This is a genomic window from Thiohalobacter sp. IOR34, from assembly GCF_030406045.1.
Classification (GTDB): domain Bacteria; phylum Pseudomonadota; class Gammaproteobacteria; order Thiohalobacterales; family Thiohalobacteraceae.
The window spans coordinates 306,583-320,132 of the sequence record NZ_CP128988.1; the positions used below are offsets into that span (position 1 = coordinate 306,583).

At 66.6% G+C, this 13,550-nt stretch carries 10 protein-coding genes; 8 read left to right on the forward strand and 2 right to left on the reverse strand.

Annotated elements, in window-relative coordinates:
- Positions 1-93 precede the first annotated feature (93 nt).
- The 8 genes from QVG61_RS01505 (at position 94) to QVG61_RS01540 (ending at position 11,599) form a co-directional block, all read left to right on the forward strand.
- On the forward strand, positions 94-453 hold the full coding sequence (locus QVG61_RS01505; protein WP_289931550.1) for a response regulator: 360 nt from the start codon (positions 94-96) through the stop codon (positions 451-453).
- Between the two features lie 111 nt (positions 454-564).
- Entirely contained in the window at positions 565-930 is a 366-nt protein-coding gene (gene pilH / locus QVG61_RS01510; RefSeq protein ID WP_289931551.1) for a twitching motility response regulator PilH, read from the forward strand.
- A gap of 29 nt (positions 931-959) precedes the next feature.
- Positions 960-1,502: a chemotaxis protein CheW gene (locus tag QVG61_RS01515; RefSeq protein ID WP_289931552.1), complete on the forward strand. Its 543-nt coding sequence runs from the start codon at positions 960-962 to the stop codon at positions 1,500-1,502.
- A gap of 78 nt (positions 1,503-1,580) precedes the next feature.
- Positions 1,581-3,623, forward strand: coding sequence for a methyl-accepting chemotaxis protein (locus tag QVG61_RS01520; protein ID WP_289931553.1), 2,043 nt, complete (start codon positions 1,581-1,583; stop codon positions 3,621-3,623).
- A 22-nt stretch (positions 3,624-3,645) separates the two neighbouring features.
- Positions 3,646-4,536 carry a protein-glutamate O-methyltransferase CheR gene (locus QVG61_RS01525; protein WP_289931554.1) on the forward strand — a complete coding sequence of 297 codons (891 nt, stop codon included), beginning with the start codon at positions 3,646-3,648 and terminating at the stop codon, positions 4,534-4,536.
- Positions 4,537-4,538: 2 nt separating this feature from the next.
- Positions 4,539-10,145, forward strand: coding sequence for an Hpt domain-containing protein (locus QVG61_RS01530; protein WP_289931555.1), 5,607 nt, complete (start codon positions 4,539-4,541; stop codon positions 10,143-10,145).
- Positions 10,138-11,100, forward strand: coding sequence for a chemotaxis protein CheB (locus QVG61_RS01535; protein WP_289931556.1), 963 nt, complete (start codon positions 10,138-10,140; stop codon positions 11,098-11,100). Before QVG61_RS01530 ends, QVG61_RS01535 begins: the two co-directional genes overlap by 8 nt.
- A gap of 31 nt (positions 11,101-11,131) precedes the next feature.
- Positions 11,132-11,599, forward strand: coding sequence for a chemotaxis protein CheW (locus QVG61_RS01540; RefSeq protein WP_289931557.1), 468 nt, complete (start codon positions 11,132-11,134; stop codon positions 11,597-11,599).
- A 273-nt stretch (positions 11,600-11,872) separates the two neighbouring features.
- Here QVG61_RS01540 and QVG61_RS01545 read toward each other — a convergent pair whose 3' ends face one another.
- Positions 11,873-12,607 carry a 16S rRNA (uracil(1498)-N(3))-methyltransferase gene (locus QVG61_RS01545; RefSeq protein ID WP_289931558.1) on the reverse strand — a complete coding sequence of 245 codons (735 nt, stop codon included), beginning with the start codon at positions 12,605-12,607 and terminating at the stop codon, positions 11,873-11,875.
- Positions 12,608-12,616: 9 nt separating this feature from the next.
- Entirely contained in the window at positions 12,617-13,462 is an 846-nt protein-coding gene (metF, locus tag QVG61_RS01550; protein WP_289932677.1) for a methylenetetrahydrofolate reductase [NAD(P)H], read from the reverse strand.
- Between the last annotated feature and the right edge of the window lie 88 nt (positions 13,463-13,550).

Sequence of the window (13,550 nt, forward strand, 5' to 3'; positions counted from 1 at the left end):
AGACGGGTGGTACGAACGGACAACAGGGAACGATCCAGAGGGGATGCTGTGGAAACTGCATTACAACAAGATACCTTGGAAGGCCTGCGGGTAATGGTGATCGACGACAGCAAGACTATCCGGCGGACCGCCGAGACCTTGCTGAAGAAGGCTGGCTGTGAGGTGGTGACCGCCACCGATGGTTTCGAGGCTCTGGCCAAGATCGCCGATCAGCGACCGGACATCATCTTCGTCGACATCATGATGCCGCGCCTGGACGGTTACCAGACCTGCGCCCTGATCAAGCACAACCAGGTCTTCAAGCACACGCCGGTCATCATGCTGTCGTCCAAGGACGGCCTGTTCGACCGGGCGCGTGGCCGCATCGTCGGTTCCGACCAATATCTGACCAAACCCTTTTCCAAGGACGAGCTGCTCGGTGCCATCAAGGCGCACGTGCGGCCATCGACCTGATGATCAGGGAGACAATCCAACCATTGTACAGAGTGGCTGTCTCGACCCTGGCCCTTGTCCGCAAGGGGCTCGATCCGGGGCGCGCAGAGACCACGTTGAAGGAGGTGCCGCATGGCTCGAATTCTCATTGTTGACGATTCCCCGACCGAAATGCATGTACTGAAGAGCATGCTGGAGAAGAACGGCTATGAAATCCTCACCGCCGGTACCGGCGAGGAGGGGGTGGAGACCGCCAAGGCCGAGAAGCCCGACCTGGTGCTGATGGATGTCGTGATGCCCGGCCTGAACGGCTTCCAGGCAACGCGCCAGCTGACCAAGAATGCGGCTACCGCGGACATTCCGGTCATCATCTGCACGACCAAGGATCAGGAGACGGACCGGGTCTGGGGGATGCGCCAGGGGGCCAAGGACTACCTGACCAAGCCGGTGGTGGAGGCCGACCTGGTGAGCAAGATCCAGAAGGCACTGAATGCCTGAACATCGCCGCATGCTGCTGGAGGATGCAGATGAGTGCTGAGACGACGGACCCCCTGGCCCTGCTACGCGATCTGGAACGCCGCTGCCGCAGCCATGCGCGGCCCCTGCCCAGCCAAGTGGAGATCAGGGAGGACTGGCTGGGCATCGGTTTCCGGGTCGGTGACAGCCGGCTGGTTGCGCCACTGGACGAGGTGGCCGAGATTCTTACCTACCCGGGTTTTTCCAAGGTGCCCGGCTCCAAGGAGTGGGTCAGGGGCATCGCCAACGTGCGCGGCAATCTGTTGCCGATCATGGATCTGAACGGCTATCTGCACGGGCGTCCGGCCTTGCCGGGGCGCAAGACGCGGGTGCTGGTCATCAACCACCGGGGCGTGTTCTCGGGGCTGGTCGTCGACGAGGTGCTCGGACTCAAGCATTTCCTCCCCGAGCAGCGGATCGACGAGGTGGAGGGGGTCGACGACACCCTGCAGCCCTACCTGAGCCATGGTTTCCACAACGAATCCGGGCTGTGGGGGGTGTTCAGCATGCGCCGCTTGGCAGAGACACCACAATTCTTGCAGGCCGCGGTCTGATGGCCGGGGCCTTCGCGGTATGAAACAACAAGGATTCTTACACCATTTTCAGGATGTGACTGGGGCAGGAGATAGACGATGAGCGCAGCACAAAATACTTCAGCAAAGCGTGGTGCCGGCAAACGGCAGCTGTATCTGATTCTTGGTCTGCTGGCCTCGCTGATAGCGATGGCGGGCATCTTTGTCTATGTCGGTCAGCAGGCCGAATACGACAAGGAATACATCAGCTACGCCAGTGAGCAGCAGGTGCTGTCACAGCGGATCGCCAAGTACGCACTGGAGGCCTCCTCCGGCCACGAGGCGGCCTTCGACAATCTGTTCAAGTCGCGCAATCGCTTCACGCAGACGCTGGACTACCTGCAGAACGGCAATCCCGAGACCGGTCTGCCGCCGACCGGCGAGGACAGTCCCGCCTTCGAGAAGCTGATGGCCCTGAGCAGCAAGTGGGATGCGTTCCGGGGTTCCGTCGACACGGTGCTGGAGGGCAAGGAGCTGGTGCTGTTCCTGAGCGAGGCAGTGTCGGCGATCAACGAACAGATGCCGATGCTGCTGGAGAACTCGGAGGCCATCGTCAACATCATGGTCGAGAAGCGCATGCCTTTGGACCAGGTGAGCAAGGCCAGCCGCCAGCTGATGCTGGCCCAGCGTATCGTCAACAACGTCAACCAGGTACTGGCGGGTGAAGGTGGCGAGGCAGCCACCGAGCAGTTCGCGGCCGACGTCGAGGAGTACGGCACGGTGCTCGACGGCATGGTCCGCGGCAACAAGGTGATCAAGAAGATCAACGACAAGGAAGTGCAGGCCAAGCTGTTCGAAGCCTCCATGCAGTTCAAGATCGTGGCCGACTATGTGGGTGAGCTGCTCGACAACGCCGAGGATCTGTTGGCCGTGCAGGAGGCTGCACGCCAGGCCGCCGAGCAGTCCGACGAGGTGTTCGCCGCCAGCGTCGCCCTGCAGAACGCCTATGCCATCGCCTCCATGCAGCGTGCGCTCACCGAGCAGCATGCCTACATGTTCGGCGCTGTGGCCCTGGTCTTCCTGCTCTGGCTGGGTTGGTCGCTGAAGCGTGACGCCGATCACCGCAGTCAGGTCGCCGAGGAGGCGAACCGCAAGAACCAGGAGGCCATCCTGCGGCTGCTCGACGAGATGGGCAATCTGGCCGATGGCGACCTGACCCAGTATGCAACGGTGACCGAGGACTTCACCGGTGCCATCGCGGACTCCATCAACTTCACCATCGACGCCCTGCGTGACGTGGTGACCACCATCAACAGCACCTCGGAGCAGGTCTCCTCCGCTGCGGAGAAGACCAAGGCGACGGCGGTCAACCTGGCCGAGGCCAGTGAGCACCAGGCACAGGAGATCACCTCCGCGGTAACCGCCATCAACGAGATGGCAGTCTCCATCGGCGAGGTGTCGAAGAACGCCAAGGAGTCTGCCGCGGTGGCGCAGAAGTCGGTGGAGATCGCCAATCAGGGTGGTGAGACGGTGCGTCGCACCATCGAGGGCATGGATACCATCCGCGAGCAGATCCAGGAGACCTCGAAGCGGATCAAGCGGCTCGGCGAGAGTTCCCAGGAGATCGGCGACATCGTGGAGCTGATCAACGACATCGCCGAGCAGACCAACATCCTGGCCCTGAACGCCGCCATCCAGGCGGCCATGGCCGGCGAGGCCGGGCGTGGTTTCGCGGTGGTCGCCGACGAGGTGCAGCGTCTCGCAGAGCGGTCCTCGAACGCCACCAAGCAGATCGAGGCGCTGGTCAAGGCGATCCAGACCGATACCAACGAGGCGGTCATCTCCATGGAACAGAGCACCGCCGGCGTGGTCAACGGGGCACGGCTGGCCGAGGACGCCGGCGAGGCACTGGAGGACATCGTCAGCGTCTCCACCGACCTGGCAGAGCTGATCGAGAACATCTCCAATTCCGCCGCCCAGCAGTCGAAGGCCGCGGACAACATCACCTCGACCATGACTGTCATCCAGGAGATCACCACCCAGACCAATGCTGCGACCAACGAGACGGCGACCTCCATCGGCGAGCTGACCGAGCTGTCGAGCGAGCTGCGTCGCACGGTGGCCGGCTTCAAGCTGCCCGAGGCCGAGGCGGGGGCGGAATAAGGGACAGGACGGACTGCAGCCGATGACGCAAGCGGCCCAGAAGCTGGCGCAGCCCAGGCCCTGGGTGTCGCTGCCGGAACTCGATGAGGGACAGTTCCTGCAGTGGCGCCAGCTGCTGGCCACGCGTGGCGGGATCCACATCCCGGCCGAGCGACGGGACTTCCTGGCCAGCGGGCTGCGGGAACGGATGCGGGCCACCGGTTGTGGTGGCTACCAGGCCTACTTCGACTATCTGCAGGAGGGGCGCCGGCTGGCGGAATGGTCGCTGCTGGTGGACAGGATCACCGTTCACGAGACCCGCTTCTTCCGCCATCCACCCTCCTTTCGACTGCTGCGCGATCGGTTGTTGCCGGACTTTCTGGCCGCGGAGCCGGACCATGGTTTCCATGCCTGGAGCATCGGCTGTGCCACGGGTGAGGAGGCCTATTCCCTCGCCATGTTGCTGGACGAGGCCCTGGCGGAGCGCGACGCGGGGTATGGCGTCACCGCCACGGATCTCAGCCAGCCGGCCCTGCGCCGGGCACGCGAGGCCCGCTACCCGGTGCGCCGCCTGGAGGATATCGAACCCGGCCTGCGCGACAGCTACTGCGTGGCTGAGGCGGACGGCGGTTTCCGGATCTGCGCGACCCTGCGCCGGCGGGTCTGCTTCGCTCGGCAGAACATCGTCGAGCTCGACGACTTTCCGCTGGAGCGGCTGGACCTGATCTTCTGCCAGAACATGCTGATCTATTTCCCGCGCGAGACGCGATGTTCGCTGCTCGACCGGCTGGTGGGGCGGCTGCGGCCGGGCGGGGTGATGGTCCTGGGGCCGGCCGATGTGCCGGCCTGGGCACACCCGGAAATGGAAAGAATACGATTTGCCGGCACCCTGGCGTATCGACGCCGCGGGGCGGCCACTGACGGAAAGGGATGAAGATGAGCGGAGCCATCGACCACAATACCCTCAGGTGGGTCAAGCAGGAGCTGGACGAGACCCTGAAACAGGCACGCCAGGCGCTCGAGGCGCACGTCGAGACTCCAGAGGACGAGGCGCAGCTGCGCTTCTGTGCCGTCCATCTGCATCAGGTCTACGGCACCCTGCAGATGGTCGAGCTGTACGGCGCCGGGATGCTCGCCGAGGAACTGGAGCAGGTGGTCCTGGCCCTCGACGACGGCCGCATTCCCCAGCAGCAGGAGGCCCTGGAACTGCTGATGCGCGGCATCCTGCAGCTGCCGGACTATCTCGACCGGATCGCTGCGGGGCACGCCGACATCCCCCTGGTGTTGCTGCCGCTGATGAACGACCTGCGGGCCATCCGCGGCGAGAAGCTGCTCTCGGAGAATGCCCTGTTCTCGCCCGATCTGCAGCGGCCGCTGCCTGCGGAGATCACCGCCGAGACGGCGGAGGAGCCGCTGGCCGAGCGCTGCCGGCGCCTGCGCCATCCCTATCAGCTGGCCCTGCTCGGCTGGTTCCGGGACAAGGCGCCGGAGGCGAACCTGAAGCGGATGGGCGAGCTGCTGGCCGAACTGCGTGCCGCGGCCGTGGAACCGGCGGCGCGGACCCTGTTCTGGGTCGCCGGCGGGGTGACCGAGGCCCTGGCCGGCGGGCGGCTGGAGACCAGCATGTCGGTGCGCCTGCTGCTTGGCCAGGTCGAACGCCAGGTCAAGCGGCTGATCGACGAGGGCGAGCCGGCCTTCGCCGCCGAGCCGCCACAGGAACTGATCAAGAACCTGCTTTTCTACGTGGCCCGTTCCGAGCCGGGCAGCACCCTGGTGGACAGCGTTCGCCAGACCTATGGGCTGGCCAGCCTGCTGCCCGACGAGGAGGAGATCTCCCGGGCACGCGACAGCCTGAGCGGTCACAACCTGGCATTGATCGAAACCGTCTCCGCGGCGGTGCGTGAGGATCTGGCCCAGGTCAAGGATGCGCTCGATCTGTTCACCCGCGGCGGCCGCCAGGCCGCCGCCGAACTGGCACCGGCCGGTGAGACCCTGAACCGGATCGCCGATACCCTCGGCATGCTCGGTCTGGGTTCCCTGCGCGAGCAGGTGCTGGCCCAGGCGCGGCAGGCGATGGACATCGTCGAGGGACGCCAGCAGCCGGACGAGGAGGTGCTGATGGCGATCGCCGGCGCCCTGCTCAGTGTCGAGAGTTCGCTCGACGGCCTGCTCAGCGGTGCTCCGGTGGCGGCCGCCCCGGCGGACGCCGGCGGCGAGGCGACGGTGGTCCCCGAGGCCGAGTTCAGCCAGGTCTGTGGCGTGCTCGCCGAAGAGGCGATTCGTGACATCGCCCGGGCCAAGGAGGCCATCCTGGCTTTCATCGAGAACCCGGCCGACGTCACACCGTTGGAGCCGGTCGCCGGCTGGTTCCATCAGATCCAGGGTGGCCTGCTGCTGCTCAACGAGACCCGTGCCGCAGCCCTGCTGGAGTCGGTGGCGGACTATATCGGCCGGCAGATGCTGGATGGCCGCCAGCTGCCGGGCGAGGCGGCGCTGGATCATCTCGCCGATTCGATATCCAGCCTCGAGTACTACCTGGAGAACCTGCAGCAGCAGAAGGTCTCCGGGGAGAGCATCCTCGAGGTGGCCCAGCGCAGTGTCGAGGCACTGCTGCGGACCCTGCCCGCCGTGGCCGAGGTCGAGGCGCTGCCGGCGAGCGACGAGGAGGTGATCGAAGCGCTGCCGGTGGAGGATCTGCAGGAACTGGACATGGCGCCCGCGGAAGAACTCATCGAGCTGCCCGCAGCCGAGGCGGACGGCGAGATGCTCGATCTGGAGATGCTGACGGCCGATGACGGCGAGGCGACCATCGAGCTGGTGGATCTGGAGCCGGCGGAGGCGGCCGATGACGCGCCCCCTCCCGAGGTCGTGTCCGAAGAACAACCGCAGGCCGAGGCCGGGGATGCCCCCGCCTTCGACCTGCCCTATCCGGTCCTGGAGGGCAGCGAGGTCGACGAGGAGATCCTGGAGATCTTCATCGAGGAGGCCGAGGAGGAGCTGGCCAACATCCGCGAGGCCTTGCCGCGCTGGCAGGCGGATACCGCCGATCAGGAGTCGCTGACCCTGATGCGGCGCTCCTTCCATACCCTGAAGGGAAGCGGCCGGCTGGTGGGTGCCATGCTGATCGGCGAGTTTGCCTGGGCCTTCGAGAACATGCTGAACCGCGTCATCGACGGCACCATCGACGTCGGTGACGAGATGCCGGGGTTGCTGGAGCGGGCCGCTGAGGCCCTGCCGCAGCTGATCGGCCAGCTGCAGGGAGGGCAGCCACCACGACTCAACGTGGGTCTGATGATGGAAAAGGCCGAGGCCCTGTCGCGAGGCGAGGCCATCGATCTGGGTGACCTGGAACCGGTGCCGGCGGCCGTGGCGCCGCTGGCCGAGGTGGTCGAGCTGCCGCAGGCGGCCCGCTCGCCGGAGGCGATGGCCAGCGAACTGCAGGAGGCGGCGTCCGCTGTCGATCCGCAGCTCTACGAGATCTTCTGCAAGGAGTCGGCGGACCATCTGGCCGTCATCCGCGAGCATCTGGCGGCCTGTGAACGGTCCAGCGACGACTGTCGCCCCACCGAGGGGCTGATCCGCGCCCTGCACACGCTGCACGGCAGCGCGCGCATGGCCGGTGCCGATGCCATTGCCGCCATTGCGGCCGGTCTGGAGCGCTATGGCAAGGCCTTGATGGAACATGGTCAGCCGCTGACCGCGGAGCAACGGCCGGTGATCGGCATGGCGCTGGATATGATCGATGCCTTGCTGCCGCGTCTGATCGAGGGTGAGGCCGAGGTCGGGTCCCCGGCCCTGCAGTCCCTGCTGGAACGTCTGGCCAGCTTGCCGCAGAGCCTGGAGGCGGCGCAGCAGGCGTCTCTCGACGAGCTGCCGGCTGCGGACGAGCCAGAGGTGATCGAGCTCACCCCGGCAGCGGGCGATGAGACTCCGGATGGAGCGCCGGAGGTGGTGGAGATCGAGATCACCGAGGCCGCTGCGGAGCAGGCTGATGAGGTGCTGGATGGGCCGTCCGCCGAGGATGGCCTGGAGGTGCAGGTCGAGGAGACAGCCGGCAGCGGCGAAGCCGAGGCCGGGGCGCCCGTCCCGGAGGCGCCGGACGAGGTCGAGGAGATCCCCCTCGAGGAGGTTGCTGTCGAGGTGCCGGCCGCCGAATCGGCCGCTGGCGAACCTGCCGAGGAGGGTCCGGACGCCGAGCTGATCGAGGTCTTCCTGGAAGAGGGGGACGAGATCCTGGAGAGCAGCGAGCTCACCCTGCAGAAATGGATCCAGTCGCCCGGGGATGCCGGCCTGATCGCCAGCCTGCAGCGTGATCTGCACACCCTCAAGGGCGGTGCGCGGATGGCCAGCCTGGATGCCATCAGCGACCTCAGCCATCAGCTCGAGTCGCTGCTGATCGCCGTCGACGATGGCCGGGTGGTGCCGAGCACGGCGCTGTTCGATCTGCTGCTGGCTGCCCAGGACCGCCTGGTGCAGATGATCGAGACGGTGCGGGCCGGGCACACGGCCGAGGCGGCCGGCGATCTGCTGCAGCGCATCGAGTCACTGCGGCGGGGCGAGGCGGTCGAGATGGCGCCGGTCGAGGATGCAGTTGCTACTGTGGAGACAGAGCCGGTAGAACCGGCCGAGGCGGTCGAACAGGCGCCTGCGGCGGAGACGGCCGTGGACGCACGTGCCGAGGACGAGGTCGTCACAGGCCGAGGCCAGCAGGAGATGGTACGCGTCCAGGCCGAGTTGCTCGACAACATGGTCAACTATGCCGGCGAGATCAGCATCTACCGGGCCCGGCTTGAACAGCAGGTGGGTTCCTTCCGCTTCAATCTGGGCGAGCTGGGTCAGACCGTCGATCGCCTGCGCGAACAGTTGCGCAAGCTGGAGATCGAGACCGAGGCCCAGGTACTCTACCGCTACGAGCGGGACAGCGGCGACGAGGCGCATCCGGATTTCGATCCGCTGGAGATGGACCGTTACTCGACGCTGCAGACCCTGTCGCGTTCCATGATGGAGAGTATCGGCGACCTGGTCAGCCTGCAGAACCTGCTGGAGAACGTCACCCGCGAATCCGAGACCCTGCTGGTGCAGCAGTCGCGGGTCAACACCGAGCTGCAGGAGGGCCTGATGCGCACCCGCATGGTGCCCTTCTCGCGGCTGGCGCCGCGCATGCGCCGGATCGTGCGTCAGGCCTGCCAGGAACTCGGCAAGCGCGCCGAGCTGTCGCTGGAAGGGGCGGAGGGCGAGATCGACCGCACCGTGATCGATCGCATCGTCGCGCCCCTCGAGCACATGCTGCGCAATGCCGTGGCCCACGGCATCGAACCGCCGGCCCAGCGCGAGGCGGCCGGCAAGCGCAGCACCGGCAGCATCCGCATCAAGCTGCAGCGTGATGGTTCCGACGTGGTGATCACCGTTGCCGACGATGGTGCGGGCATGGATCTGCAGGCCATCCGCGACAAGGCCCGCGAGCGGGGGCTGATCGCCGAGGATGCCAGCTTCAGCGACAACGAGGTCATGCAGTTCGTGCTCGAGACCGGCTTCAGTACCGCCACCGAGGTCAGCCAGATCGCCGGCCGCGGGGTGGGCATGGATGTGGTCAACAACGAGGTGAAACAGCTCGGCGGCACCCTGCACATCGATTCCACGCCGGGCCAGGGAACGACCTTCACCATTCGCCTGCCCTTCACCCTGGCCATCAACCAGGCCCTGCTGGTCCAGGTGCACGAGGACGTCTATGCCATCCCGCTGACCGGCATCGAGGGTGTGGTGCGCATGACCCAGGAGCAGCTGCGCAGCTACTACGAGGATCCCTCGCAGCGTTTCGAATATGCCGGCTATGAATACGAGCTGCGCCATCTCGGTGCCATGCTCGGCCATGGCGAGCCCCATCTTGGCAGCGGCATGCCCAAGCGTCTGCCGGTGCTGCTGGTGCGGGCCGGTGACCATCACATGGCGCTGCAGGTCGAGGCATTGCTCGGCAGCCGCGAGACGGTGGTGAAATCGGTGGGGCCGCAGATCAGCACGGTGCGTGGTATCTCCGGTGCCACCATTCTCGGTGACGGGCGGGTGGTGCTGATCCTCGACCTCGGTGGTCTGGTGCGTGCCGGCGCCGCCATGGCCCCGGCCGCCGCTCGCGTCGCCCCGCAGGCCGAGCCCGAGCTGCGGGAGAAACCGCTGGTCATGGTGGTCGATGATTCCATCACCGTGCGCAAGGTGACCAGCCGTCTGCTGGAACGCAACGAGATGCAGGCGCTCACGGCCAAGGACGGGGTGGATGCAGTCGCCAAGCTGCAGGAACATCTGCCGGATCTGATGCTGCTCGATATCGAGATGCCGCGCATGGACGGTTTCGAACTGGCCACCCACATCCGCAACGAGCCGCGGCTGCAGCACATCCCCATCATCATGATCACCTCGCGGACCGGCGAGAAGCATCGCACCCGGGCGTTGGAGATCGGTGTCAACAGGTACCTGGGCAAGCCCTTCCAGGAGACGGAGCTGCTGGAGAGCATCCAGGAACTGCTGGAGGAACAGACGGCCCATGCCTGATGCTGCGTCGGCGCTGCGGGTCGCGCTGATCGTCGAGCCCGGAGCCGAGGGCCGGGCGCTTCGTGAGTTGCTGGAGACAGCCGGGCTGCGGGTGGTCGGTGAGTCGCGGCTGGCCGATTTCGAACCGGTGCTGCTGGAGCAGGGCGGCGCCGCCCTCCTGCTGGTCAACCTGGACGAGACCAGCAGCCGGCAGATCGACCGGCTGGAGCAGCTGATCGACGAGATCGAGCTGCCGATCCTCTTCAACGAAGGGGGCGTGCCGGCGGCGGATGCGGCCTGGTGCCGGCGTTTCATTACCCGCCTGCACCGCTTGGCGGAGTGGGAGCCGCCGGTCGCCGAGCCGCCGCGGCCGGCGTTGCGCGTGGTGTCCCCCGCGGCAGCGGGGGTGCGTCGCCTCTGGGTGCTGGGTTCGTCGCTCGGTGGCCCCCAGGCGCTGAAGGAGTTCCTGTCGGCCTTGCCGGCGGACCTGCCGGCGAGCTTCATTGTCGTCCAGCATATCGGTGCCGCCTTCCTGCCGCTGCTGGCGGAACAGCTGCAACGGGTGACCCCGCTCAAGGTGCGGGTCGCCGAACAGGGGCAGGCGCTGGAACCTGGCGAGGTCGTCATCGTGCCCGTCGAGCAGCGTTTCACCCTGGGGGGGGAGGGCCGCGTGGAACTTCGCGACGAGCCGATACCCGGTGCCTACCGACCGAGTATCGACGACGTGCTGCAGCAGGTTGCCGCGGTCTATGCCACCCAGGCCGCGGCCGTGATCTTCAGCGGCATGGGCAGCGACGGTGCCCAGGGGGTGCGGGAACTGCAGGCAAGGGGTGGATTGGTGTTCAGCCAGAGTGCGGACAGTTGCGTGATCAGCAGCATGCCGGAGGCCGCCCAGGCCCAGGCCGAGGTGGCCTTCAGTGGCACGCCGCAACAGCTGGCTGCGCGGGTGGCCGAACTGGCCGCTGCGGTGGAATGAATCCCGGACAGCGGGAGAAGGAGAGCAGATCATGAGTGCAGATCTTCAGGACAAGGTGCGCAGTCTGGTGGTCCCGCTGGACGGGCGCAGACTGCTGGTGCCGAACGTCGCGGTGGCAGAGATCGTTCCCTACCGGGCGCCGCAGCCGGTGGAGGATGCGCCTTCCTGGCTGCTCGGCATGCTGGAATGGCGTGGTCTGGAGCTGGCATTGATCTCCTACGAGGCCGCCTGCGGGGCGCCCCGCCCGGTGACGGGGCCGCAAAGCCGGATCGCCGTCTTCAATACCCTGAGCGGTGAGGGTGAGCCGGGTTTCTATGCCCTGCTCACCGCCGGTATCCCGCATCTGGTCAAGCTGGCCGAAGGCGAGGTGCAGTCGGATCCGGCGCCGGCTGCGGTCCTGGAGCTGGCGCGGGTGCATCTGCAGGGCGATGCGGCGGTGATCCCCGATCTCGATGCCCTGGAGCGTCTGGTCGCCGAATTGCCCAGACGGGCGGCTTGATTCAGAAGCCAGAAGCTGGAAGCTAGAAGCTAGCAGCCTGTTGACACCACGCCAATCGCGGCCTGGAGGCCGCTCCTACCATGGTGCCGCCATGCCCCATAGGAGCGGCCTCCAGGCCGCGATCCCCGGCGGGTGTCGCCCGCCGTCTCAGCTCCCAGCTCCCAGCTCCCAGCTCCCAGCTCCCAGCTCCCAGCTCCCAGCTCCCGGCTTCTAACTTCTAACTTCTAACTTCTAGCTTCTAGCTTCTAGCTTCTAGCTTCTAGCTTCTAGCTTCTAACCAAGATCCCCATAGCGTTGCTGCAGCACGGCGATCGCCGTCAGCGCCGCGGTCTCGGTGCGCAGTACCCGTGGGCCAAGCCGCAGGCCGGTGAAGCCGGCCTGCCTGGCCGCTTGCCGTTCTCCCTCCTCCAGGCCCCCTTCCGGGCCGATCAACAGGCAGAAGGCGGATTCCGCCTTGCCCAGCTGGGCGAGCCCCCCTTCGGCCAGCGGATCGAGCAGCAGGCCGCGGGCGGCGCGGTCGCGCCGCTCCAGTGCGGTGGCGAGGTCCACCACCTCGGAGAGTTCAGGGATCCGGTTGCGGCCGCATTGTTCGCAGGCATGCAGGATCACCCCCTGCCAGTGCTGCCAGCGCTTGCGGCGGCGTTCCGCGTCCAGCCGCACCGTGGTTCGTGCGCAGGCGATGGGGACGATGCGCTGCACGCCCAGCTCCACGGCCTTCTGGATGGTGAGGTCCATGCGTTCGCCGCGCGAGACGCCCTGCAGCAGGGTGATGGCCAGGGGGGATTCCCGCTCCTCGTCGTGCCACTCGCCGATCTCGGCCAGCACCGCCCGCCGCGAGACCGCGTCGAGTCTGGCCTGCCACTCACCCCCCTGGCCGTTGAACAGCCGGATCTCGGCGCCGGGCTTCAGGCGCAGCACGGTGGCGACATGGCGCCGCGCCCGTTCGTCCAGCTCGATGCGGCGGCCCTGGGCCAGCGGTCCGGGCTGGTAGATGCGGGGGATGCGCATCGTGGTTGCTCAGAGGCGCAGCCGTTTCCAGATGGCCAGGGTCGGTTCCGCGCGGTTCATGGTGTAGAAGTGCAGGCCGGGGGCGCCGGCATCGAGCAGCGTCTGGCACAGCTCCACCATCACCTCCTCGCCGAAGCCGCGGATCGAATCCAGGTCGTCGGCGTAGGCCTCGAGGCGCTTGCGGATCCAGCGCGGGATCTCGGCCCCGCAGGCATCCGAGAAGCGGGCCAGCTGGGTGTAGTTGGTGATCGGCATGATGCCGGGGACGATAGGCAGCGCCAGTCCCAGCCGTTCGCAGTCGTCGACGAAGCGGAAGTAGGCGTAGGGGTTATAGAAGTACTGGGTAATGGCGCCATCGGCGCCGGCCTCCACCTTGTGTCGGAAATGCTCGAGGTCCTGTATGGCGTTCACCGCCTGGGGATGGAATTCCGGGTAGGCGGCGACCTCGATGTGGAAATGGTCGCCGGTCTGCTCGCGGATGAAGGCCACCAGCTCGTTGGCGTGCTGGAACTCGCCGGCCTCGCGCATCCCGGAAGGCATGTCGCCGCGCAGGGCGACGATGCGGCGGATGCCCTGTTTCCGGTAGCGTTCCAGCAGGGCACGGATGTTGTCACGGGTCGAGCCGATGCAGGACAGGTGGGGGGCCGCCTCGAAGCCGGCCTGCTGGATTTCGACCACGGTGTCGAAGGTGCCCTCCTGGGTGCTGCCACCGGCGCCAAAGGTGACAGAAAAATAGGCTGGCCCGATCTGCGCCAGCTGCTCGCGTGCCAGGCGCAGTTTCCTGGCCCCCTCGTCCGTCTTTGGCGGGAAGAATTCGCAGCTGAAGCCGGGTGTGAACTGTTTCTGTGATTCCATGGTGTCGTCAGCCACGAAACCCACGAAAGATTTTCCGGGATCCGCAGCGCCGCGCGAAGCGCATGCGCTGCAATGATCCCTTTCGTGG